Below are 23,171 nucleotides of genomic sequence, written 5' to 3' on the forward strand. Positions count from 1 at the left end.
CCGCACACCCATCGAGTGATCCCCGCCCCCGCCCCCCGACGTCACACCGGCGGTCCGCAGCCGCCGTTCCCGCCTGCGCGTCTCCCCGGATATGGAGTGCACCCCGTGGACATCCCGCACACCCCCTCCCCCGACAACCGCCCCAGCCGCAGGGGCTTCCTCGCGCTCACCGCCGCCGGCGCGGCCACCGCGCTCGGTGCCCTGCCCGCCTTCTCCGCGTCGGCGGCCCCGCTCCGTCCCACCGAATCGCCCCTGCTGTCCCCGGCCGACGCCGCGAGGAACCAGCTGTGGTGGCAGGCTCCCGGCTCGGCCGGCTCGATGATCGAGCAGGGGCTGCCGGTCGGGAACGGACGCCTCGGGGCGCTCGCGAGCAACGACCCGGCCGCCGAACTCCTGCTGATCACCGACGCCACCCTGTGGACCGGCGGTCTCAACGACACACTCCAGAGCGACGGCCAATTCCCCTACGGCCGGGACGACTTCGGCTCGTTCACCCTGCTCGCCGAACTCACCGTCGCCCTCCCGGACCACGACCTGGGCCGCGTACACGACTACCACCGCACCCTCGACCTGGCCCAGGGCCTGGTGACCACCTCGTACGAACTCTCCGGTGTCACCTACCGGCGGCAGATCTTCGCCAGCCGTCCCGACGACGCCATCGTCCTGCACTTCTCCCAGCAGGGCGGCGGCGCGTACACCGGCACCCTCTCCCTCGCCGGCACACACGGCGAGTCCACCACCGCCGACAGTGCCCGGCGCTACGCGTCGTTCGGCGCCTCCTTCGCCAATGGCCTGAAGTACGGCGCGGCCGTCACCGCCCACAGCAGCACCGGTACGGTCCGGGTGCGCGGTACGTCGATCACCTTCAGCGGCTGCCGGGACCTCACCGTCGTCGTCAGCGGCGGCACCAACTACGCGCCCGACGCCGCCGCGGGATTCCGCGACCCGTCCCTGGAACCGGAGCGGCTGGCCAGGACCAAGGTCCTCGACGCGGCCGGCCACTCGGCGACCAGTCTGCTGCGTACCCATGTCGCCGACTTCCGCGCGGTGTTCGGACAGCTCGGCATCGACCTCGGCGCGTCGTCCGCCGCACAGCGTGCACTCGACACCTGGGAGCGGGTGCGGGCCCGCGACCGGGACAATGTCCCCGACCCGGAACTCGAAGCCGCCTACCTCCAGTTCGGCCGCTATCTGATGATCTCCGGATCACGGGGCAGCCTGCCGCTCAACCTCCAGGGCCTGTGGCTGGACGGCAACGACCCGGACTGGATGGGCGACTACCACACCGACATCAACGTCCAGATGAACTACTGGCTGGCCGACCGGGCGGGTCTGTCCGACTGCTTCGACGCCTTCGCCGACTACTGCCTCGCGCAGGTGCCCTCCTGGACCGATGTCACCCAGCGGCTGTTCAACGACCCGGCCAACAGGTTCCGCAACTCCAGTGGCAAGATCGCCGGCTGGACGGTCGCCTTCTCCACCAACCCCTATGGCGGCAGCGGCTGGTGGTGGCATCCGGCCGGCAACGCCTGGCTCTGCCAGAACCTGTTCGAGCACTACGAGTACACCCAGGACCGCGCGTATCTCGGCAAGATCTACCCCCTCCTCAAGGGCGCGGTGGAGTTCTGGGAGGCGCGCCTGCTCACCACCACCGTCACCGACGCGTCCGGAGTCGCACGCGAGGTCCTGATAGCCGACAGCGACTGGTCGCCCGAGCACGGTCCGCAGGATGCCAAGGGCATCACCTACGCGCAGGAAGTGGTGTGGACCCTGTTCGCCAACTACCGTGCGGCGACCGAGATCCTCGGCCGGGACACCGGCTACGGCAGGACCGTCGACGGGCTGCGGGAGCGGCTGTATCTGCCCGTGGTCAGCCCGAAGACGGGCTGGCTGGAGGAGTGGATGTCGCCCGACAACCTCGGCGAGACCACTCACCGCCATCTCTCCCCGCTCATCGGGCTCTTCCCCGGCGACAGGATCCGTCCCGACGGATCGACGCCGAAGGACATCGTCGACGGCGCGACGGCCCTGCTCGACGCGCGCGGGATGAACAGCTTCGGCTGGGCCAACGCCTGGCGCGGCCTGTGCTGGGCCCGGCTGAAGGACGCCGAGAAGGCGTACCGGCTCGTCGTCACCAATCTGAAGCCGTCGGCCAACGGCAGCAACGGCAGCGCGATGAACCTCTTCGACATCTACGAGGTCGAGCAGGGGCGTGGCATCTTCCAGATCGACGCGAACTTCGGCACGGCCGCCTCGATCATCGAGATGCTCGTCTACTCGCGGCCGGGGCACATCGAGCTGCTGCCCGCGCTGCCCGCCGCCTGGGCGGCCTCCGGCTCGGTGTCCGGCGTGGGCGTACGGGGCGGCTTCGTCGCCGACGTCAGCTGGAAGAACGGCCGGGTCACGCGGGCGACGCTGAAGAGCGTGGGCGGCCGTCGCACGACCGTCGTCGCCGGAGGCACGACGCGCGAGATCAACCTCGAACCCGGTGAGTCCATCACCCTGCGGAACCTCGGATGAGGGCCGCCGCGGCGCGCCCGGGGGGCCGGTGGGTACGGTCCGCTGCCGGGCGCCGCGCGGTGGGTGTCGTGTGCGCGCTGGTCATGGCGGTCTGCGGCGCGCCGACCGCCGTCCCGGCGGCGCGGGCGGCCCAGACGGCGGGATCGGCTCAGGGGTCGGGGCCGGCTCAGGCGGCGGGGTCGGGGTCTGCGGGGTCAGGGTCGGGGTCGTCGGCGCAAGCCGCGCGAGCGGCACACGCCGCCGGACGGAGCACGCACACCGTGGTCACCTGGGGCGCCAGTGCGGAGCGGCAGGGCGCCGGCCCCGCCGACCGCAGCTACCGGCTGATCGTCCGCACCAGCGTCGGCGGTACGGACCCGCGTATCCGGCTCTCCAACGCCTTCGGCGACCACCCGGTCACCTTCGCGAGCGCCTACGCGGGGCTGCGGAAGCAGGGGGCCGAGCTGGTCCGCGGCTCCAACCGGCGGCTGACGTTCGGCGGCGCCGCGTCCGTCACCGTACCGGCCGGTGAGACCGTGTTCAGTGATGCCCTGCCGGGGGGACTGGCCGCCGGAAGCGATCTGGTCGTGAGTCTGTATGTGACGGGTGCGCGGGGGCCGACGACCGGTCACGGCATGGCCATGCAGACCAACTACGCCGCCGCCGGTGATCACGCCGCGGAGGAGAGCGCGGCCAACTGGACGGATCCGACGGGCTCCTGGTACTGGCTGGACGCCGTCAGTGTGGAGACGTCCGCGCGGACCGGCGCGGTGGTGACCCTCGGGGACTCCATCACCGACGGATGGGCCTCCTCCACGGACCGGAACCGCCGTTGGCCCGACTATCTGTCCCAGCGGCTCCGGGCCACTCCCGGCAGCCGGGTGAAGGGGGTCGCGAACGAGGGCATCTCCGGCAACAAGGTACTCGCGGACGGGGCCGGGGAGTCCGCGCTGAACAGGCTGGAGCGTGATGTGCTCTCCCTCCCCGGGGTCAGTACGGTCTTCCTGTTCGAGGGCATCAATGACATCAAGGCGCACTCCGGTGTCACGGTGGACGATCTGACCGCCGGATACCGGCAGATCATCGACCGCGCGCACGCCGCGGGGAAGTGTGTCGTCGGGGCGACCGTCATGCCGTTCAAGGGCTGGTACGAGTACGACGCCGAGAGCGAGGCCGTACGCCGGGGTGTCAACGACTGGATCAGGAACAGCGGCGCGTTCGACGCCGTGACGGACTTCGACAGGATCACGCGCAACCCCTACGACCAGCAGCGGATCATGCCGTTCTTCGACGGCGGCGACCATCTCCATCCGAACGACAAGGGGATGCAGGCGATGGCCGACGCCGTCGATCTGTCCGCTCTGCACTGCGCTCGCTGAGCCGCGAGCCGTTGACCGCGGGGGGCCTGGGCCACGAGCCGGGGACCGGATGCGGGCAGGGGACCGGTCACAGGCAGGGGTCCGGTCACAGGCAGGGGCCGGATATGGGCCGGGGGCCGGTTACGGGCAGGGGTGCTCCTTGCCCTCCGGCCCCCAGGTCGTGCGCCGGTCGCCGCGCGCCACCGTGCCGCACAGCAGCTCGGTCACCGGCTCGTCGTCGGTGCCGCGCAGCACCGCGAGCAGTTTGTCGTCCGTCAGCCGTCCCCCGCCCGCCGCGCCATGGGCGTCGATCCTGCCGGTGGCCCCGTCGAAACCGCCGTCGCCCAGACCCTGGTAGAGCACACCTTGCAGCAGTGTGCGGTCCAGCCGGCCGTCACGTCCGCCGGTGGTCCGCCAGGCCTGGTCGACGCCTTCGGCGAGATAGCGCAACGCGTCCCAGGCGAGGGCGACATGGCCGTCCCCGCGCATGGCTCGCGTCGCGGCGCTGTGGTCGCGGCCGTACACACGGTCGTACGCGGTGAGGAAGGCGGCGGCCTCCGGGCTCCGTTCCGCCTGCGCGGGGGCGTAGCCGTGCGAGGCGTAGAAGAGGGTGAGGCCCTTGAAGTCGTCCAAGAGGCGCCGGTCCTCCGTCAGCGCGGTGGTGACATCGTCGCCGCCGAGCACACTGATCTCCGGGCAGTCGCCGGAGAGCCGGGCGATCTCGGTGAGGAACAGCTGTAACTGGCTGCCCCGCGCGGACCACACCACCGCGGTCCTCGGCTCCTCCCGCAGGGACCGGCAGACCTCGCGGGCCAGATCCTCCACGGTCGGTACGGACCGACCGCCCAGCGCGCCGGGCACCGCTCCCGGCTCCGGCGCGTCGGTGGGGGTGTAGAGGAGTACATCGGTGCGCCCCGGCCCGTACGAGGTGCGGAAGGACGCGGCGAGACTGTTGCTGTAGGCGTCGGTCGCGTCGGCGACGAGCGCCACCCGGCGTGCGGTGCGTCCGCCCGCGGTCATCCCGGCGTTCGAGGCGAACGCCGCCATCAGCTCGGCGGCCCGCGCGTCGGTGGGCGCCATCTGGTAGTAGTGCTCGCCCTGGCGGAGCAGTTCGTCGGCGGTGCCCGAGGTGCCGACCATCGGGATGCCGGCCGCGTCGAGGGTACGGATCGCGTCGTACGTGTTGCGGCGGCTCTGCCCGAAGCCCACCACACCCGCGATGGACGGATCACGCGCGGCGAGCTGGGCGATCCGGTCGGCGACGGCGGGGGCGTCCTTGAAACGGTCGCCCGCGTTGGCGGCGAGCACCCGCAGCGGGACACGCTCGCCGGACCGCAGCGCCTGGGCGTTGATGTGCCGCTGTGCCAGCGCGATGCCGCGCAGCTCCGCCAGGGTGCCGCCGCGCACCGGGTCCTCGGCGTCCTCGCCGCCGGTGAGCGGGCCGAAGTAGACGACGGTACGGCGACCGGGGCGCGGGTCGTCGGCGGCCCGGCCTTCGAGCGCCGAGTCGACCTCCTCGTTCTGCCGCTCGATCTGCTGGAGGACGGCCTGTACGGCCTGCTCACCGGGGGCCCCGCCGAAGCCTGAGGCGCCGTCCGCGACGCCGACGCACTGTCCGTCCGTGCCGAGGAAGGTGGAGCCCTGGCAGGGGTCGTCCGGCTCGCGGCTCGCGAAGTCCGGTACGAGGACGAGACCGGCCGCCAGTGTCAGCGCGAGCGCTCCGATGCTCAGCACTCCCGCCACCTCGGCGCCGGGACCCCAGCGCGGGGACGGTGTGACCAGTGTGGGCCAGCGGCCGAGCCAGTACACCGCGGCCTGGTCGTCCTCGGGCCCCTCGTCCACCGGCACGACGATGCCGGTCGGCTGCCCCGGTGTCATCCCGCGCCGCTCGATGTTGATCAGCTCGGCACCGGCGTGGGCGAGCCCCGTCGCGTCGATGTCGGGGATGCGCGAGGCCAGCGAGCGTACGCCGCCCGCCACCGCGAAGACCGAGGTGCAGCGCAAGTCCTCCATGGCGGAGCGGAGTTCACGCAGAAACCGCTGGGCACGCGAGTCGGCCGGCCCGGCCTCGTCGAAGAGCAGCACGAACCGGGAGGTGCGGCGCCGCCGCCAGGGGTTGAGGAGACGGGCCCGGCACGCCTGGTCGAGGTCGGCGAGCAGGGCGTGCATGAGCACCCGGTCCATGCGCTCCGGCTCCTGGGCGGGCTCGCCGTGTACGAGGTCGAGCGCGGAGCGGAAGAAGTCGGTGGGCGGACTGCCGTGCTGGCGGCGCACCCACTCCGCGTACCAGCTGCGGCTGCGGGCCCGCCCGAGCATGCGGCGGTTGGCGCGCCAGCCGAAGACGGCGCGCGGCAGCCGCTGGAAGAGCGGGCCCGCGATGAAGTTCCACAGCAGTTCGAGCAGGGTGCCGCCGCTGGCCTGGTCACGGCCGCCGAGCCACCACAGGCTCTGTGCGGTACGGGACCAGTTGCGGTGCTCCGCGTAGCAGTGGTTGCGCAGCTCGGCGTGGCGGCGCTCCATGAGCCCCTCGATGGCCGGCGCGGTGACGACGGAGCGCAGTAATCGGTAGCTGTGCGGCCGGAGTTCACCGGTGCCGGGCGGCATGGTCTCGGCGAGCTGGAGGGTCAGATGCTCGAAGAGTTCGAGCGGCGGCCGGTCGGCTCCGTCCGGGATCCGCGGGATGTACGCGTGCGGGGCCAGCACCTCGCTGCGGCCGCGCATCCGTGAGCGGAGCCCCGCCACGATCCGGCGTCCCGCGTCGCCGCCGCCCGGCTCGCTGAGCAGGACGACCGGCACTCTGCTGCGGCTGCGCCGCGGCTGCACCACCAGTTTGTCGAACGCGTCGACAAAACGTTCAACGCCCGGATACGCCGGAATACGGCTGTGCGGATCCCCTGCGGTCATGAACGGGCCCCCTCGTTCCCCCTGAGGAACAAGGGTCTATTCGCCCGAGCCGCTCAGCGCAAGCCCGCCGCGCCGGACGGAGCGGCGGGGCCATGGAAGAACCACGGAGGGATCACGGAGGGACCGCGGGGGACCGCGGGGGACCGCGGGGGACCGCGGGGAGATCGCGGCCTGACCGGGTGCCGCCGACAACATGCGTGCCGTTATATACCGTTATCTAATGGAAAAACCTTACGGAGAAGGTCAGTATGAACATGATCGAGAAGTCGATCGACGTCGATGTTCCCGTCCGGATCGCCTACAACCAGTGGACACAGTTCGAGAGCTTCCCCCGCTTCCTGGAAGGGGTGGAGCGCATCGATCAGCCCCAGCGCACACTGGCGCACTGGGTCACCCGGGCCGGTGCGGTCACCCATGAGTTCGATGTGGAGATCGTGGAGCAGCGGCTCGACGAGTGTCTGACCTGGCGCACGCTGACCGAGCCCCGGCACGAGGGCACGGTCACCTTCGAGTCCCTCGGCCCCGAGCGCACGCGGGTCAACCTGCGGCTGGACCTCGAAGCGTGCGGAGTGATCGAGAAGACCGGAAGCGCCCTCCACCTCGCGCGGGGCCGGGTCCACCGGGGGATGGAGTCCTTCAAGGAGTTCATCGAGGCTCACGGACGGGAGACCGGCAGCTGGCGGGGCGAGATCCGGTCCGGACGGGTGCGGCCGGATCCCGCCGAGGAAGCGCCGCGGGTTCCCACCTGGCCCACGGGCTGAATGTGCGCGGACCTGATGTGCGCGTGCGTCTGATGTGCGCATGCGTGTGATGTGCGTGCGCACCCGATGTGCGCGTGGACCCGATGTGGGCGTGGACCCGATGTGGGCGTGGACCCGATGTGGGCGTGGACCTGATGTGCGTACCGAACGAAAGGCTGAGACTTGTGTCGAGGAAACCACCGGTCGACGACCCCGGCGGCGACAAGCCGCGCATCACGCCGCCGAAGACCTGGGCGACGGGTGTGCCCGCGGTCGTGCACGCGATGGAGTACTCGCTGGAGCAGACCTCGCCGCGGCGCACCGCCCTGACCCTGCTGAACATCAACCAGAGCCAGGGTTTCGACTGTCCGGGCTGCGCGTGGCCGGATCCCGCGCCGGGGCACCGTAAGCGGAACGAGTACTGCGAGAACGGCGCCAAACACGTCAACGACGAGGCCACGTCGCGCCGGATCACCGCCCCGTTCTTCGAGCGGTATGCGATCAGTGAGCTGGCCGGGAAGTCGGATCAGTGGCTCAACCAGCAGGGCCGGCTCACCGAGCCCATGGTGAAGCGCGCCGGCTCCGACCACTACGAACCGGTGACCTGGAGCGAGGCGCTGGATCTGCTCGCCGATGAGCTGCGGCAGCTGAACTCCCCGGACGAGGCCGTGTTCTACACCTCGGGGAGGGCCGGCAACGAGGCGGCGTTCGTGCTCCAGCTGTTCGCGCGGGCCTTCGGGACCAACAATCTGCCCGACTGTTCCAACATGTGCCACGAGTCGAGCGGTGCCGCGCTGAAGGAGACTCTGGGCATCGGCAAGGGGGATGTGAGCCTCCGGGACATCCACCACTCGGACCTGGTGTTCCTGGTGGGCCAGAACCCGGGCAGCAATCACCCGCGCATGCTCACCGCGCTGGAGGAGACCAAGCGCAACGGCGGGCGTATCGTCGCGGTGAATCCGCTGTACGAGGCCGGTCTGATCCGGTTCAAGTACCCGCAGCGGCCGCGCGGGGTGATCGGCCGGGGCACCCAGATCGCCGATCAGTTCCTCCATATCCGGGTCGGTGGCGATCTCGCCCTCTTCCAGGCGCTGAATCTGCTGCTGCTCGAAGCCGAGGACGCCCGTCCGGGTACGGTGCTCGACCACGAGTTCATCGAGAACCACACCAGCGGCTTCACCGAGTTCGCCGCCCATCTGCGGCAGTTGTCGTGGAAGGACGTCCACACGGCCACCGGACTGGCGCGCGCGGAGATCGAGCAGTTGCGCGACCTGGTACTGGGCAGCGAACGGATCGTCGTCTGCTGGGCGATGGGCCTGACCCAGCAGAAGTACGGCGTCCCCACGATCCGGGAGATCGTCAATTTCCTGATGCTGCGCGGGAACATCGGCACCCCCCGCGCGGGCGTGTGCCCGGTGCGCGGGCACAGCAATGTCCAGGGAGACCGCACCATGGGCATCTGGGAGCAGATGCCGAAGGAGTTCATGGACGCGCTGGGCCGCGAATTCTCGTTCACCCCGCCGGCCAAGCACGGCTGGGACACGGTGAATTCCATCCGGGCCATGCTCGACGGCCGCGCCAGGCTCTTCCTCGGTCTGGCCGGCAACTTCGTACGGGCGACGCCCGACAGCGGGGTCACGGAGCGCGCGATGCGCCGGTGCCGGCTCACGGCGCACATCTCGACCAAGCTGAACCGCTCACACACCGTCTGCGGGGAGATCGCGCTCATTCTCCCGACGTTGGGCCGGAGCGAGAAGGACAGGCAGGCGGGCGGCGAGCAGTTCGTCACCGTCGAGGACTCGATGAGTCAGGTGCACGCCTCGTACGGGCACCTCGAACCCGCCTCCAGCACGCTGCTCAGCGAGGTGGCCATCCTGTGCCAGCTCGCCCGGCGTACCCTCGGCGACACGGTGGACGTGCCCTGGGACAGGTTCGAGGCCGACTACCACCTCATCCGGCAGCGGATCGCCCGTGTCGTCCCGGGGTTCGAGAACTTCAACGAGCGCGTGGTCAAGCCCGGCGGGTTCGTCCTCCCCAACCCGGTGAACGAAGGGGTGTTCCCGACCCCGAGCGGCAAGGCGATCTTCACCGCGAACGAGTTCCGGATGCCGCACGTCCCCGACGGGCATCTGCTCCTCCAGACGCTGCGCTCCCACGACCAGTGGAACACCATCCCGTACACGCTGAACGACCGCTATCGCGGAATCCACGGATCCAGACGCGTCGTGCTCGTCAACCCGGCCGACATCCGGGCGCTCGGGCTCACCGACGGCGCTCAGGTCGATCTCGTCGGCGTGTGGCACGACAGCGTCGACCGGCGCGCGGACGGTTTCCGCCTCGTCGCGTACCCGACGGCGCGGGGATGCGCCGCCGCGTACTACCCGGAGACGAATGTCCTGGTGCCCCTGGACAGCGTGGCGGAGATCAGCAACACCCCCACGTCCAAAGGGATCGTCATCCGCCTCGAACCCTCGCCCCAGCAGGCGGCCGCGCCCCGTTCGTCCGCGTGAACGCCGGGTACGACGTGTCATCGGAACCGCCGAACTCCGGTGGGACAGAGGCTATTCGTCCGCGCTCGAACTCCCGATGGAACGCTTCCTCTGCCCCGCCCGGCTCACGAGTTCGCCCGCCGCCCGGGTCGCGGCGGCCACCACGCGCACCCAGCGCGGGCCGCCCCGGGCCGCCCACACGACGCAGACGCACCCTCCGACGGCGAGTACGAGGACACCCGACAGGACGAGCACGAGCATGTTCATCCCCCTCCTTCAGTTGCGGTCCGCGCCATCCTCTCAGGTCGTGGCCGGCCCGTAGACGGCCGCCGCGATACGGACGAAGGAGCGGATGAGCGGGCTGGTGCCGGTGCTGTTCCAGGCGATGACGAGGTCGCTGGACGGCATGTCGGTCAGCGGGACGGAGGTGAGGCCCTCGGGAAAGGTGTGGCCGAGCGGTGCCAGGCCGACGGTGCCGTCCCACAGGATGGACTGGAGGCATTCCTGCGCGGTCCGCACGACCGGGCCGTCGCCTCGCGCGGCGGCCGGGGGGCCGCTCCAGAAGGCCCGCCAGGCGGGATCGGTCCCTTCGGGCAGCCGGAACCAGCGCCGGTCCGCCAGCTCGTCCCGGCGCAGGCTCTCGCGGCCGGCGAGCGGATCGTCGGCGCGCAGGACCACACCGACGGGGTCGGAGCGCAGGACGCGGACGGCGATGCCGGTGTCGTCGAAGGGTGCCCGGGTCAGGGCCACGTCCACGAGGCCGGCGCGCAGTCCGGCGGTCGGGTCGGTCAGATCGGTCTCGCGGATCCGGACGCGGACGGCGGGGTGGCGTTGCCGGTACGCCGCGGCCAGTCGTGTGCCGGCCTGCTCGGCGCTGTCGGCGAGGGTCCCGACGGTGAGGGTGGCGGCGCCCGCGGCGGCCGTCACGCGCGCACGTACGCGTTCGGCCCGGTCCAGCAGGGTGCGTGCCTCGTCATGGAGCACGGCCCCGGCGGTGGTGAGCGCGACACCGGTGGGCGAACGGACCAGCAGGGCGCAGCCGAGGTCGGTCTCCAGCCGCTGGATGGCGCGGCTCAGCGGTGGCTGGGTCATGTGAAGGCGCGCGGCGGCCCGGCCGAAGTGCAGCTCTTCGGCGACCGTCACGAAGTAGCGCAGCGTCCGCAAGTCCATCAGCGGCGACGATACCCGTGCGGTATCGGGGGGCCGGAACCGGTGTTGGACGCCTCCGGCAGCTCCGCGCTGGACTGGGACCTCGCGTGACCGTCAGCGAGCCCAAGGAGCCAACGATGGCCGAACACACCATTCCGGACCCTGCCGTCCACCTCACGGACGTGCGGGAACTGGCCGATGACCTGGTGGTCATCCCGAATCGGCGAGTCCAGCTCGTGCCGAACATCGGCGTCATCGGCGGCCGGGACGCCGTGCTGGTCGTCGAGACGGGGATGGGGCCGGGCAATGCGGAGAAGGTGCTGGAGTTCGCCGCCGACTACGCCGGAGGGCGTCGGCTCTTCCTCACCACGACGCACTTTCATCCCGAGCACGCGTTCGGTGCGCAGGTTTTCGCCGGTGAGGCGACGTTCCTGATCAACCGGGCCCAGGCCGAGGATCTGAAGGTGAAAGGCCCCGGCTATCTCGACATGTTCAGGGGGCTCGGCGAGTCGGTCGCGCGCCGGCTGGAGGGAGTGGCACTGGCACAGCCGGACGTCGTCTACGACGAGTCGTACGATCTGGACCTGGGGGGCCGGGTGGTACAGCTGCGCGCCACGGGCCGGGCGCACAGCAGGGGCGACCAGGTGGTCAGGGTGCCGGACGCGGATGTCCTGTTCACGGGGGACCTCGTGGAGGCCGGTCAGTTCGCCATCTTCCCGTGGTTCCCGCCGTATGACACCGACGTCTCGGGCACCCGCTGGCTGAGTGTGATGGGACGGCTGGCGGCCGAGGGCGCGGGGATCGTGGTGCCCGGCCACGGCGATGTCGGCGGCCCCCAACTGCTCACGGACGTACGCGACTACCTGCGGCTCCTGCGTGACGAGACGTGGCTCCGGCGCGACTCCGCGGCCGGTGAGGAGACGATCGCCGCCGAGATCGCGGCGCTGATGATCGAGCGCCATCCGGACTGGGAGGGCCGGGAGTGGATCGAGAAGGGCGTGGGCTGCCTCTGCTCCGAGCACCCCGCGTGACACGGCACCACCGGTCGTCGGCACACGGGTCGACACACGGGAGCGCCCGGGTTCCCGGTGGCCGGGCCCGTCTCTGGTGAGGATGCGGGCGGGCGAGACCTTCGGCCCGATGCCGACGACGTACAACAGCGCGCCGGCGGGGTCGAAGCCGTTCCGCCGCTCCTCGTGCCGATCGACTCGAAGCCCCGCCGGTGCGGGAAAGCCGGACGATACCCGTGATCCATTTCGTACTGCTCATCGTGTGCGCGGTGGCGATCTATCTCTCGTGTGAGTGGTTCGTCAACGCGGTGGAGTGGCTGGGCGCACGCCTGAACGTCGGGAAGATGGCGGTCGGCACGATCCTGGCCGCGTTCGGCACCGCCCTGCCCGAGTCGGTGGTCACCCTGGTGGCGGTGACCACCGGCGCCACCGAGGAGGCCAAGGACATCGGTGTCGGGGCGGCGATGGGCGGCCCTCTCGCGCTGGCCACCGTCGCCTACGGCGTCACCGGCACGATGCTGCTCCTCAAGCGCCGCGGGGAACGCCGGCAGGCCCTGGCCGACACCGGTATGCCGCCGAGCGGCCCGGACGGCGAGGCGCTGGGCGACGCGAAGGACATGAAGCGGCTGGCCAAGGACCAGAAGTGGTTTCTGCCGATCTTCGCCGTGAAGGTCGCGCTCGGTCTGGTCGCCTTCACCTTCAAGCCCGCCCTGGGGTTTCTGTTCTTCGCCGCGTACGCCGTGTACTTCTGGCGGGAGCTGCGCGGCGGACGGGAGGCGGGCGGCGGGCAGGACGAGGAGCTGGAGCCGCTGAAGTTCCGGCCCGGGGCCGCCTCCCCGGCCACCTGGGCGGTGCTGGCCCAGACCCTGGCCACACTCGCCGTGATCTTCTTCGCGTCGCAGCTGTTCGTGAAGCAGCTGGACGCCATCGGCCCGATGCTCGGGCTGTCGTCGGCGGTGACGGCGCTCCTGCTCTCGCCCATCGCGACGGAGCTCCCGGAGATCATGAACGCGGTCATCTGGGTGCGGCAGGGCAAGACCCAGCTCGCACTGGCCAATATCTCCGGCGCCATGATGATCCAGGCGACGGTGCCGAGCGGTCTGGGCCTGCTCTTCACCACCTGGATGTTCGACGGTGCGCTGTTGTGGTCCGGGCTGATCACCATGGCGGCGATCGTCTACCTGCTGCTGACCATGCGCGCCCGCAGACTCACACCCGCCCGCCTCTCCGTCACCGCGGGCTTCTACCTCGTCTTCGCCGCCGGGCTCGTCCCGATCCTCTCCTGAACACACCGCCGTGGCGGCTGTCGAGGCGGCCGGTGCCGGTTCCCGTACGTCTCCGACGCCGATCGGTGACGTCTACCATGTCCGTTGGCGCGGTGGCACGGACGCGGTGACGGAGAGGACGCGGGGCATGCGGTGGCTGGGGGAGCTGGAAGCCGAGATCTTGGACTGCCTGTGGAAGTGGGACAGACCCGCCACGGTCCGTGAAGTCGTCGACGACATCAACACCCGCCGCCCGGCCGCCTATTCGACCGTGATGACCGTGGCCACGATCCTCTACAACAAGGGGTGGCTGACCCGCGAGAAGCAGGGCCGCGCCTGGCTCTACACGCCGGTGCGCAGCCGGGAGGCGTACTCCGCGGCCCTCATGGAGGACGCGTTGGGAGCCAGCCAGGACCGGCCGGCCGCGCTCGCGTACTTCGTCGAGCGGATGACGGACGAGGAAGTGGCCGCGTTGCGCGAGGCGCTCAGGACCGTCGGCCGTCCCGCCGAATGAACGCCGCTTTCGCCCTCATCGGTTACGCGGCCGCGGTCGGCTGGGTCGCCCCGCGTGTGATGCTGCGGAGCGGTTGGACACACCGGTCCCCCGCGCTCGCCGCGACGGTGTGGACCGCGTTCGCGGTCTCCTTCTCCCTGTGCGTCGCCCTCGTCGCGCTCCATCTCGCCACCCCGAAGGCGCATCTGCACGGCATTCTCTACTCGTGCCGGGTGGCCCTGGGGATCGATTCGCCCGGCGGGGGCACGGTGGAGCGTCTCGGCATCGCGGCCTCGGCGGCGGTGGTGACCGCCCTCGCGGCGAGTTTCGCCTTCCACGCGCTGCGCGCACGCCGGGCACGCAACGGTCATCGCAGGATCCTGGACAAGGTCGGCCGCCCGTCGGCGGGGCTGCGCGCCACGGTGATCGAGCACGGCGTACCGGCCGCTTACTGTCTGCCGGGCCGCCGCCCCAGGATCGTTCTGAGCACGAGGGCCGTCGAGCTGCTCTCCACGGCGCAACTGGGCGCTGTGGTGGAACACGAACGGGCTCATATCGCCTGCCGCCACCACCTGGTGCTGGTCGCCGCCCAGTCCTTCGCCACGGTCTTTCGCGGACTGCCGCTGGCCCGGCATCTCCGTGAGCAGATACCACTCCTGCTGGAGATGGCCGCCGACGACCGGGCTCTGCGCAGGTACCCGCACGGGGTGCTTGCGACCGCCATGTTCGAGATGGCGTCGGGAAGCGCCGCCCCTCGGGGCGCACTGTCCGCGGGCGGCCCCACGGCACTCGTCCGGCTCCGGCGGATCCTGGCGCGGAAGCGGTGCGCTCACCCGGCACTCCGCGGTGTCATGGCCGTGACCGCCGTCATGACACCGCTGCTGCCCCTTCTCGTCGCGTGTCCTCCCGGACTGGGCTGAGACACGCGGCCCGAGACGACGCGGGCACGAGACGGCATGGGCCGAGAACACGCGGGCCCGGTTCTCGTACGGTCCGCCGTCGTGCGGCGGGCCTCGCCCACGGCCGGGCCCCTCGCGGCGGGGCTCTCAGCTGATGCGTACGCCCCACATGAACGGCATACCGCTCCGCGCGATCGACTCGTACCGCACCTGGGCCCCCGGCTTGGGCGAATGCAGGATCTGGCCGTTGCCCGCGTAGAAGCCCACATGGCTCAGGTCGGTGCGCATGATGATGAGATCGCCCGGCTTGAGGGCGCTCAGCGAATTGATGCGCGTGCCAACGTTGGCCTGGGCCTGGGAGGTGCGGGGTATGGACACCCCCGCCTGGCGGAACGCCCATGACGTCAGCCCCGAACAGTCGAAGGAGTTCGGCCCGGCCGCTCCCCAGACGTACGGCAGACCGACACGGCTCTTGGCCGCGCTGAACGCGGAGGCGGTCCGCTGGGACGCGCTGGCCTCGTTGCCGAGGTCGACCCGGTCGCTCGACCGGTTGGCCCGTTCCTGCTCGGCTTCCCGCTTGTCCCGTTCCTCGGCCGACAGCGTGTTGAGGAGCCGCTGCGCCTCCGCCAGCTTGCCCTGGATCGTCTTCTTCTTGCTGCCGAGTTCCTTGCGGGTGTCCTTGAGGTCCTGGAGCTTGGTCGCGGCCTGGCTGCGCTGCTGGCTCAGTTCACGCTGCTGTCCCAGGAACCGCTCCAGCGTGCCCGCCTGTTGTGCGCTGAGCCGGTCGAGGTCGGACACCTTGTCCAGGTAGGCGTCAGGATCGGCCGAGAGGAAGAGCTGGAGCGACGGGTCGAGGCCACCGCTGCGGTACTGCGCGGTGGCCACCGAGCCGAGGTGGTCGCGGAACTCGTTGAGGTCCGCCTGCTTGCGGGCGGCGGCGTCCTGGAGATCGTCGACCTGCTTCTGGAGTCCGTCGGCCTTCTCCTTCGCCCCGTTGTACTTCTCGGTGGCCTGGGTCGCCTCCTCGTACAGGCGGTCGATCTGCGCCTGTACCCCCTTCTTGTTCGGGTCCGGCAGCGGGTCGGCGGAGGCCGACTGCGTCGACACCGCGACGGCGGCCGCGGCTGTCACCGAGAGAACGGTCGCGTAGGTGTGGTTCGACTGCTTGGGACGACGGTGGGACGCCACGAGAGGCGAGCTCCTTCTTCCACAGCCCGCCACCGGAGGAACAAACGCAGCTGTCCTCCGGCTCCACCCGGGCATGGCGGATCCGGCGGCGCCTCCGCCGCCACCCCCTGCGGGTGATCGACCGTACGAAGGCCAGACCCGAACACTAATCCACTTAAAGGTTTAGTACCAGACGAGTTCGTTGTTAGCCGTACTCCCCGCCTTTGTTCATGCAGCGTTCGGTTTGCTCTCCGAGACTCAGTGATCGCCCCCCGCAGAGCTGTTGAAGAGAGGCTCCATCGTGAAGGACAGAAACAGCGAAGATCCCGAGTCCGCGGCGCTCTCGCGGCGACGACTGGTCAAGTTCGCCGGTGTCGGGGCGACACTGGCGGCCGCGAGCCCGCTGGTGGGCGCCGGCCAGGCGTGGGCACATGACGACGACGACCGCGAGCACGGGAAGCCGGGCGACTCCCGCCGCGCGTGGCGGGCCGGCGATCACCATGTGCACTCGGAGTACAGCGGCGAGTTCGACACCACGACGAACCCGCCTACGTTCCACAAGGGCGCCGACGCCGTCTACCCGATCGTCACCAACGCCATCATGGCCAAGCACTTCGGCCTGAGCTGGGTGATGTGCACCGACCACGGCGGGCCGACGCACTCGAAGGTGAACCTGGAGCAGGCCTATCCCGACCTGCTGCGCTCACGCGTACTCGTGCCCGGGGTCCTGCAGTTCTGGGGGATGGAGTTCGACGCACCGGCTCTGGACCACCACACGCTGATGATCCCTCACCACAGTGACGAGGCACAGCAGCTGTTCGAGCTGGAGAGCCGCTTCGCCAAGTTCGACGCGTTCCCCACCGACAGCGGCCGTGACACCGAGCCCAAGATGATCGAGTTCCTGAAGGCCGCGAAGGACATGCGGCGCAAGCCGCTGGTCATCGCCCACCACGCCTCGCGCTCGGCGACCGGTCTCGGCGTCTACGGGCAGGACACCCCGCGGGAGTTCCGCAACGGCAACAACGCCGCACCGGAGATCTACGTCGGCTTCGAGGGCGCTCCCGGCCACCAGGCCGGCCCGCTCAACGGCGGCGCGCGCGGCGGTTACGGGAGCTACCCCACCCACGGCGGCTTCGACCAGATGACGGCGCGCGTCGGCGGCCTCTGGGACGCGCTGCTCGGCGAGGGCCGGCGCTGGTGGATCACCGCGACGTCGGACTCGCACGTGCACTGGACGCGCGGCGGCTCGGACTTCTGGCCGGGCGAGTACAGCAAGACCCATGTGCTGGCCCGGCAGGACTACGCCGACATCATGGACGGACTGCGCAACGGGCGGATCTGGGTCGGGACCGGGGATCTGATCACCAGTCTCGACGTCAGCGCGAGCAACCGCGGTCGCGACGCCGGTGTCGGCGAGACCCTCACCGTGAGCAGCCGCAACCGCACCGACGTCGAGATCGAGATCACGTTCCGGCCGCAGGAGGGCAAGAACGCCAACGGCGACCGGCCGGAGGTCCGGCGCGTCGACCTGATCGTGGGTCAGATCACCGGTCCGAGCCCCACCCTCGACACCGACACCAACCCGACCACGAAGGTCGTCGCCCGCTTCGGCCCCCGCGACTGGCACAAGCAGGGGAGGGACTACGTCATCCGGCACACCCTGCGGAACGTGGAGGGCGACCTCTACGCCCGTGTGCGCGGCACGAGCACGGACGAGGCCGAGCCGCTCGCCGACGGGAAGGAGAGCCCCTGGGACGACCTGTGGTTCTACTCGAACCCCGTCTTCGTCCAGGTTCGCTGAGGCCCGTCCCGGCGATCATGTGCGGTATGCCGCGCCGACACGGGTAGAGCCCCGTCCCCCGGCTCCGGATGCCCACGTCTGATGCCTGCCGGTCCGGGGCGCGACGAACGCGCCCCGGACCGTGCGTGGATGGTTACGGCGCTTCAGCCCGCGGTGGCACGCGACAGCGCTTCAGCCGGCCGGTGGCAGGCGCAGATCCGTGCAGCCGTGCCGCTTCGCCGACCGCTCCGCGAACTCCCGGAACGCGGGCAGCCCGAAGGTCTCCTCGCCCTTCTCGCCGGGCAGCCACACGGTGGCCGCCTCGACCGGCACGTGTCCCGTGAACAGGGCCCGCCCGGAATGACCGGGACAGCGAGCACTGGCCCACTGTCCGCGCGAGTCCGCTCCGGCCGCCTCGCGCGACTCGCCCAGGCTCCCGTCACGGGAATCGCCCCGCGCCTTCCACGCGTACGGGCCGAAGCGGGCGGTGAACTGATAACGCTCGTCGAAGTAGTGGTAGGCCCCGACCTCGCACCTCTCGTACACGGCGGCGGCGCTGGTCCCGGTCTCCCACACCGTGTCCAGCCGCTCGTCGCGGCCGAACGGCAGACCCGCGCAGGTGCCCTTCGCCGACGTCGTCGACGTGGAATCGCCCCGGACCGCGGGCAGCGACCGGACGGCGTCGCCCTTCTCGGCGTCGCAGCCCCATCGCGCCGAAGCCTTGACGGCCGTCGCGGTGGCGAACCGCGCCCAGTACAGGTCACCGTCGAGCCATCCGTCCTTCCGCGCCCGGCGCTCCGTGTCCTCCTCGGAGGAGGTCATGGAGAGGTACGAGCCGGTCGTGACGGCGACGACGTCGTCGGTCCCCCGGCAAGGGAGCAGGACCCGGACCGAACCGCCGTCGGCCGCCCCGCGCCAGCCACCGGTCAACGGCACGGGCAGCAGGCTGCCGCCGAAGGACGGCAGGACCTCCTCCCAGTCCCGGAACTCGTTGTCCTCGGCCCTGAGCAGCGCCACGGTCACCTCCGTCCGGTTCACCTGGCAGTACTGGGCGTCGCGCGCGACGGCACGGTCGTTCGCCAGGGACGTGTGGGGCTGAAGGCCCTCGAACAGAGAGCTTTTCTCATGGGCCAGGAGGCCCCCGCAGAAGGTCTTCATGGTCTCCTCGAACCGCCGGCGGTCCCCGGTGTCGCTCTCCCGCCACCAGATCCAGGCCGCCAGCAGTACAAGGGCCAGCACCCCCGCCGTCCACGCCGTCCACCGAACCCATGCCGTACGCGCCACGCCCGACCCCACACCAGTCCCCGTTCCCCGGCCCCGCGAGGGGCTTGTCGTGCCCCTGCTCAATCCGGTCACCAGGCTACGGCCACGCGCCGGAGCCGCGGGACACGGCCCGGCCGGGCAGGGAGACGCAGGTCACACACGGCCGTGTCACAGGGGATCGGGCTGCCTCGTCTCAGGGGTGTAGCAACACACAACCACGGAGGAACACACCATGGACGCGCGACTGAACTACCTCGCCGACCCGACCGCCGGCAGGACCGTCAAGCACTTCATGTCGATCGGCAAGGCGCTCAAGGACTCGTCGCTGCCCGCCGCCACACAGGAACTGGTGGCGCTTCGCGTGAGTCAGATCAACGGCTGCGCCGTCTGCGTCGACATGCACACCAAGGACGCCGCGGCCGCCGGCGAGACCTCGCTGCGGCTGAACCTGGTCGCGGCCTGGCGGGAGGCCACGGTCTTCACCGGCGCCGAGCGTGCCGCGCTGGAGCTGGCGGAGGAGGGGACCAGGGTCGCGGACGCGGCCGGCGGGGTCGGCGACGAGGTGTGGGCGTCCGCCGCCGAGCACTACGACGAGGAGCAGCTCACCGCCCTGGTGATCCTGGTCTCCTTCATGAACACGGTGAACCGGCTGAACATCATCACGCGGCAGCCGGCCGGCGACTACCGGCCGGGACAGCTCCACTGAACGGCATCGGCGCTTCGGGGAAAGGGGACACGACGTGAGCAAGGTCGAGGAGTTCGCGGAGCTGCGGCCGCTGCTGTTCTCGATCGCGTACCGGATTCTGGGCAGTGTGGGTGAGGCCGAGGACGCGGTACAGGAGACCTGGCTGCGCTTCGACGGCTCGGCGACCCGGCCCACGTCGGCCAAGGCCTTTCTGTCGGCCGCGGTGACGCGGATCTCGATCGATGTACTGCGTTCCGCGCGGGTGCGGCGGGAGGAGTATGTCGGGCCGTGGTTTCCCGAGCCGCTGCTGAGTGATCCGTACGAGGATCCGGCGCGTGCGGTGGAGCTGGCCGACTCGGTGTCGATGGCGGCGCTGCTGCTCCTGGAGCGGCTCAGCCCGCTGGAGCGGGCGGTGTTCGTCCTGCGGGAGGTGTTCGCCTTCGGGTTCGACGAGATCGCCGTGTCGGTGGGGCGTTCCGAGGCGGCGTGCAGGCAGCTGCTGGTGCGGGCGCGGCGGCACATGGAGGCCGGGCGGCCGAGGTTCGCGGCGGACCGCCAGGAGCGGCGGGAGCTGGCGACGCGGTTCTTCGACGCGCTCAAGGACGGCGATGTGGGCGGGCTGCGGGAGCTGCTGGCCGCCGATGTGCGGATGGTCGGGGACGGCGGCGGGAAGGCCCCGCAGCTGGCCAAGGCCGTCATGGGCGCGGAGAACGTGGCCCGGGTGCTGGGCACGGTCTTCCCCTGGCTGATCCGGATCGACGTGTCGTTCGAGCCGCGCGAGATCAACGGCCAGCCCGGTGCGATCTTCCGCGACCGGGACGGCAAGGTGCTCCATGTCCTGGTCCTCGATGTCCTCGACGGACAGATTCAGACCGTCCGGGCGGTGATCAATCCCGACAAGATCGGCCACATCGGGCCGGTCGCCGACGCCTGGGCCGTCGACCGGGAGGTGAAGCGGGTCCGCCGGCAGCCGAACTGACCTCGGGAGTGCCGCTGTTCGGCACGGAGCGGCGGGCCCGCGCGCGAGCCTACCGCCGTGTGCCCGGGGACGAGGGGTCATTCCACAGACCGTGCCGCGCGGGCTCGTTGGATCGATACTGAATCCGGAGGCGTGCCGCACCGTTCTGCCAGCCGACCTAGGAGTCACCCATGAAGATGCTCATCAATGTGCCGGAGACGGTTGTCGCGGATGCCCTGCGGGGTTTGGCCGCCGCGCACCCCAAGCTCTCCGTCGATGTGGACAACCGTGTGGTGGTACGGAGCGACGCGCCCGTGGCGGGGAGGGTGGGGCTCGTATCCGGGGGCGGGTCGGGGCATGAGCCGCTGCACGCCGGGTTCGTGGGGCCCGGGATGCTCTCCGCCGCCTGCCCCGGTGAGGTCTTCACGTCCCCGGTGCCCGATCAGATGGTGCGGGCCGCCGCGGCGGTCGACAGCGGGGCCGGGGTGCTGTTCATCGTCAAGAACTACACCGGGGACGTCCTGAACTTCGACATGGCCGCCGAGCTGGCCGAGGACGAGGGCGTACAGATCGCGAAGGTGCTGGTCAACGATGATGTGGCGGTGACCGACAGTCTCTTCACGGCGGGGCGGCGCGGTACGGGCGCGACGTTGTTCGTCGAGAAGCTGGCGGGGGCCGCGGCCGAGGAGGGGCAGCCGCTGGAGCGGGTCGAGGCGATCGGCCGGCGGGTGAACGAGAGCGCGCGGAGCTTCGGTGTCGCCCTGACCGCCGTCAGCACGCCCGCCAAGGGCAGTCCGACCTTCGACCTGCCCGAGGGCGAGCTGGAGCTGGGGATCGGGATCCATGGCGAGCCCGGCCGTGAGCGGCGCGCGATGATGACGTCGCACGAGATCGCGGACTTCGCCGTGAACGCGGTGCTGGAGGATCTGCGGCCGTCGGGCCCGGTGATCGTTCTGGTCAACGGCATGGGCGGCACACCGCTGCTGGAGCTGTACGGATTCAACGCCGAGGTCCAACGGGTGCTGGGCGAGCGGGGTGTGGCGGTGGCCCGTACCCTCGTCGGCAACTATGTGACCTCGCTCGACATGGCAGGCTGCTCGGTGACTCTCTGCCAGGTGGACGAGGAACTGCTGCGGCTGTGGGACGCGCCGGTCGAGACCGCCGCGCTCCGCTGGGGCCGCTGAGCACCGAGGGGAACCCGGCACGGCAGGGACGGACAGCAGGGTCGGCAGGGCACGACCCACGGGGCGAGGAGATCACACGTGACCGATCAGAATCCCGGCCGGATGCTCGACACCGGCTTCTTCCGCGGCTGGCTGACCGCGGCGGCGGCCGCGGTGGAGCGTGAGGCGGACCGGCTCACCGAGCTGGACTCGGCCATCGGCGACGCGGACCACGGCAGCAATATGCAGCGTGGTTTCCGGGCGGTCGTGGCCGCTCTGGAGAAGGAGGAGCCGGCCGGGCCCGGCGCCGTGCTGATGCTGGCGGGACGTCTGCTCATCTCCACGGTGGGCGGCGCGTCCGGGCCGCTGTACGGGACGCTGCTGCGGCGCACGGGCAAGGCACTCGGCGACGCCACCGAGGTGACGTCCGCGCAGCTGACCGAGGCACTGCGTACGGGGGTGGCGGCGGTGGCCCAGCTGGGCGGGGCGAAGGCCGGTGACAAGACGATGCTGGACGCGCTGGAGCCCGCGGTCGAGGCGCTCGGCACCTCGTTCGCGGCGGCGGCGGAAGCGGCGGACAACGGAGCGCTGGCGACCGTCCCGCTCCAGGCGCGCAAGGGCAGGGCGAGCTATCTGGGCGAGCGGAGCGTCGGGCACCAGGATCCGGGGGCCACTTCGTCCGCGCTGCTGATCGGCGCGCTCGCGGAAACGGCGGGGGCGACGGGGGCGACGGAATGAGCATCGAGGCGCCGGTGGGCATCGTGCTGGTGTCGCACAGCGGACCGGTCGCCGTGGCCGTCGCCGCGCTGGCGCGGGGGCTGGCGGGCGGCGGTGCGACCGCCCCGGTGGCGGCGGCGGGCGGCACCCCCGACGGCGGGCTCGGCACCAGCTCCGAGCTGATCGTGGCGGCTGCCGGGGAGGTGGACCGGGGGGCGGGTATCGCGATCCTGGTGGATCTCGGCAGCGCCGTGCTGACGGTGAAGTCACTGCTCGCCGAGGGGGACGAACTGCCGGAGGGTGCCCGGCTGGTGGACGCGCCCTTCGTGGAGGGCGCGGTGGCCGCGATGGTCACCGCCTCGGCCGGCGGCGACCTGGACGCGGTGGCCGCCGCGGCGGCGGAGGCGTACCAGTACCACAAGGAATGACCCGCCCCCGCGGGGAACGGCCCGCTCCCGCACGGAAGGACCGGCGGCGGGCGGGCCGGCGTATCGGGACGCCCCCGCCGAGGTGACACATGGCGGAGAAAGCGTGGAAAAAGGCGCATAGTCGTCGTGATCGGCGCATCACCTCACAGGAATACTGAACCCTCACGGATCGGCGGCGGCGACCGCCTCGTCGGCGTCGGCATG

The 23,171-nt window shown here is 71.0% G+C and carries 19 protein-coding genes; 14 read left to right on the top strand and 5 right to left on the bottom strand.

Going from position 1 to position 23,171, the window contains the following annotated elements:
* Window positions 1–105: 105 nt before the first annotated feature.
* Window positions 106–2,520: a glycosyl hydrolase family 95 catalytic domain-containing protein gene (locus ACIOGX_RS03325; protein WP_401909861.1), complete on the top strand. Its 2,415-nt coding sequence runs from the start codon at window positions 106–108 to the stop codon at window positions 2,518–2,520.
* An 83-nt stretch (window positions 2,521–2,603) separates the two neighbouring features.
* The gene (locus ACIOGX_RS03330) at window positions 2,604–3,878 is read left to right on the top strand and encodes an SGNH/GDSL hydrolase family protein (protein WP_401910524.1); all 1,275 of its coding nucleotides are present in this window, start codon (window positions 2,604–2,606) and stop codon (window positions 3,876–3,878) included.
* Window positions 3,879–3,998: 120 nt separating this feature from the next.
* Here the strand turns inward: ACIOGX_RS03330 and ACIOGX_RS03335 are convergent, their stop codons facing one another.
* On the bottom strand, window positions 3,999–6,761 hold the full coding sequence (locus tag ACIOGX_RS03335; RefSeq protein ID WP_384765253.1) for an ABC transporter substrate-binding protein: 2,763 nt from the start codon (window positions 6,759–6,761) through the stop codon (window positions 3,999–4,001).
* Window positions 6,762–7,009: 248 nt separating this feature from the next.
* Here ACIOGX_RS03335 and ACIOGX_RS03340 point away from each other — a divergent pair, with 248 nt between their 5' ends.
* Together ACIOGX_RS03340 and ACIOGX_RS03345 are read left to right on the top strand one after the other, a co-directional pair.
* Window positions 7,010–7,522, top strand: coding sequence for an SRPBCC family protein (locus ACIOGX_RS03340; protein WP_401909864.1), 513 nt, complete (start codon window positions 7,010–7,012; stop codon window positions 7,520–7,522).
* A gap of 164 nt (window positions 7,523–7,686) precedes the next feature.
* On the top strand, window positions 7,687–10,011 hold the full coding sequence (locus ACIOGX_RS03345) for an FdhF/YdeP family oxidoreductase (protein ID WP_356509495.1): 2,325 nt from the start codon (window positions 7,687–7,689) through the stop codon (window positions 10,009–10,011).
* A gap of 51 nt (window positions 10,012–10,062) precedes the next feature.
* Here the strand turns inward: ACIOGX_RS03345 and ACIOGX_RS03350 are convergent, their stop codons facing one another.
* Entirely contained in the window at window positions 10,063–10,251 is a 189-nt protein-coding gene (locus ACIOGX_RS03350; RefSeq protein ID WP_356509891.1) for a hypothetical protein, read from the bottom strand.
* Between the two features lie 39 nt (window positions 10,252–10,290).
* Window positions 10,291–11,160: a LysR substrate-binding domain-containing protein gene (locus ACIOGX_RS03355; protein WP_401909867.1), complete on the bottom strand. Its 870-nt coding sequence runs from the start codon at window positions 11,158–11,160 to the stop codon at window positions 10,291–10,293.
* 116 nt (window positions 11,161–11,276) lie between these two features.
* Here ACIOGX_RS03355 and ACIOGX_RS03360 point away from each other — a divergent pair, with 116 nt between their 5' ends.
* From ACIOGX_RS03360 to ACIOGX_RS03375, 4 genes are all read left to right on the top strand, one after another.
* Window positions 11,277–12,170 (top strand): MBL fold metallo-hydrolase, encoded by an 894-nt coding sequence (locus ACIOGX_RS03360; protein WP_401909870.1) that lies wholly within the window; start codon window positions 11,277–11,279, stop codon window positions 12,168–12,170.
* 215 nt (window positions 12,171–12,385) lie between these two features.
* A complete protein-coding gene (locus tag ACIOGX_RS03365; protein WP_401909873.1) occupies window positions 12,386–13,435 on the top strand; it encodes a sodium:calcium antiporter in 1,050 nt (349 codons plus the stop codon).
* Window positions 13,436–13,562: 127 nt separating this feature from the next.
* The gene (locus tag ACIOGX_RS03370) at window positions 13,563–13,928 is read left to right on the top strand and encodes a BlaI/MecI/CopY family transcriptional regulator (protein WP_129767620.1); all 366 of its coding nucleotides are present in this window, start codon (window positions 13,563–13,565) and stop codon (window positions 13,926–13,928) included.
* Entirely contained in the window at window positions 13,925–14,827 is a 903-nt protein-coding gene (locus tag ACIOGX_RS03375) for a M56 family metallopeptidase (RefSeq protein ID WP_401909876.1), read from the top strand. The genes ACIOGX_RS03370 and ACIOGX_RS03375 overlap by 4 nt, the downstream gene beginning before the upstream one ends.
* 126 nt (window positions 14,828–14,953) lie before the next feature.
* Here the strand turns inward: ACIOGX_RS03375 and ACIOGX_RS03380 are convergent, their stop codons facing one another.
* Entirely contained in the window at window positions 14,954–15,994 is a 1,041-nt protein-coding gene (locus tag ACIOGX_RS03380) for an NlpC/P60 family protein (protein ID WP_356509483.1), read from the bottom strand.
* A gap of 280 nt (window positions 15,995–16,274) precedes the next feature.
* Here ACIOGX_RS03380 and ACIOGX_RS03385 point away from each other — a divergent pair, with 280 nt between their 5' ends.
* Window positions 16,275–17,774: a phosphoesterase gene (locus ACIOGX_RS03385; RefSeq protein WP_383968729.1), complete on the top strand. Its 1,500-nt coding sequence runs from the start codon at window positions 16,275–16,277 to the stop codon at window positions 17,772–17,774.
* Window positions 17,775–17,945: 171 nt separating this feature from the next.
* On the opposite strand, the gene ACIOGX_RS03390 is transcribed toward ACIOGX_RS03385, so the two are convergent.
* A complete protein-coding gene (locus ACIOGX_RS03390) occupies window positions 17,946–18,992 on the bottom strand; it encodes a hypothetical protein (protein WP_401909880.1) in 1,047 nt (348 codons plus the stop codon).
* Between the two features lie 256 nt (window positions 18,993–19,248).
* Here ACIOGX_RS03390 and ACIOGX_RS03395 point away from each other — a divergent pair, with 256 nt between their 5' ends.
* The 5 genes from ACIOGX_RS03395 to ACIOGX_RS03415 all read left to right on the top strand — a co-directional run bounded on the left by ACIOGX_RS03395 (window position 19,249) and on the right by ACIOGX_RS03415 (window position 22,967).
* Window positions 19,249–19,722, top strand: coding sequence for a carboxymuconolactone decarboxylase family protein (locus tag ACIOGX_RS03395; protein WP_401909883.1), 474 nt, complete (start codon window positions 19,249–19,251; stop codon window positions 19,720–19,722).
* A 34-nt stretch (window positions 19,723–19,756) separates the two neighbouring features.
* Window positions 19,757–20,680, top strand: a complete 924-nt coding sequence (locus ACIOGX_RS03400) for an RNA polymerase sigma-70 factor (protein WP_356509475.1) — start codon at window positions 19,757–19,759, stop codon at window positions 20,678–20,680.
* Between the two features lie 170 nt (window positions 20,681–20,850).
* Complete coding sequence (dhaK, locus tag ACIOGX_RS03405) at window positions 20,851–21,843, top strand: dihydroxyacetone kinase subunit DhaK (protein ID WP_356509473.1); 993 nt, start codon at window positions 20,851–20,853, stop codon at window positions 21,841–21,843.
* A 102-nt stretch (window positions 21,844–21,945) separates the two neighbouring features.
* Window positions 21,946–22,560, top strand: coding sequence for a dihydroxyacetone kinase subunit DhaL (gene dhaL / locus ACIOGX_RS03410; RefSeq protein ID WP_401910527.1), 615 nt, complete (start codon window positions 21,946–21,948; stop codon window positions 22,558–22,560).
* Window positions 22,557–22,967, top strand: coding sequence for a PTS fructose transporter subunit IIA (locus ACIOGX_RS03415; protein WP_356509471.1), 411 nt, complete (start codon window positions 22,557–22,559; stop codon window positions 22,965–22,967). The genes dhaL and ACIOGX_RS03415 overlap by 4 nt, the downstream gene beginning before the upstream one ends.
* Window positions 22,968–23,171: the final 204 nt, after the last annotated feature.

Origin of the sequence: Streptomyces sp. NPDC088147 (genome assembly GCF_044741565.1) — a bacterium.
GTDB lineage: Bacteria > Actinomycetota > Actinomycetes > Streptomycetales > Streptomycetaceae > Streptomyces.

Bases quoted from the DNA above. Each gene is read 5' to 3' on its own strand.
- ACIOGX_RS03330 (WP_401910524.1), top strand. From the start codon at position 2,604: ATGGCGGTCTGCGGCGCGCCGACCGCCGTCCCGGCGGCGCGGGCGGCC.
- ACIOGX_RS03335 (WP_384765253.1), bottom strand. From the start codon at position 6,761: ATGACCGCAGGGGATCCGCACAGCCGTATTCCGGCGTATCCGGGCGTT.
- ACIOGX_RS03340 (WP_401909864.1), top strand. From the start codon at position 7,010: ATGAACATGATCGAGAAGTCGATCGACGTCGATGTTCCCGTCCGGATC.
- ACIOGX_RS03350 (WP_356509891.1), bottom strand. From the start codon at position 10,251: ATGCTCGTGCTCGTCCTGTCGGGTGTCCTCGTACTCGCCGTCGGAGGG.
- ACIOGX_RS03355 (WP_401909867.1), bottom strand. From the start codon at position 11,160: ATGGACTTGCGGACGCTGCGCTACTTCGTGACGGTCGCCGAAGAGCTG.
- ACIOGX_RS03360 (WP_401909870.1), top strand. From the start codon at position 11,277: ATGGCCGAACACACCATTCCGGACCCTGCCGTCCACCTCACGGACGTG.
- ACIOGX_RS03370 (WP_129767620.1), top strand. From the start codon at position 13,563: ATGCGGTGGCTGGGGGAGCTGGAAGCCGAGATCTTGGACTGCCTGTGG.
- ACIOGX_RS03375 (WP_401909876.1), top strand. From the start codon at position 13,925: ATGAACGCCGCTTTCGCCCTCATCGGTTACGCGGCCGCGGTCGGCTGG.
- ACIOGX_RS03395 (WP_401909883.1), top strand. From the start codon at position 19,249: ATGGACGCGCGACTGAACTACCTCGCCGACCCGACCGCCGGCAGGACC.
- dhaK (WP_356509473.1), top strand. From the start codon at position 20,851: ATGAAGATGCTCATCAATGTGCCGGAGACGGTTGTCGCGGATGCCCTG.
- dhaL (WP_401910527.1), top strand. From the start codon at position 21,946: ATGCTCGACACCGGCTTCTTCCGCGGCTGGCTGACCGCGGCGGCGGCC.
- ACIOGX_RS03415 (WP_356509471.1), top strand. From the start codon at position 22,557: ATGAGCATCGAGGCGCCGGTGGGCATCGTGCTGGTGTCGCACAGCGGA.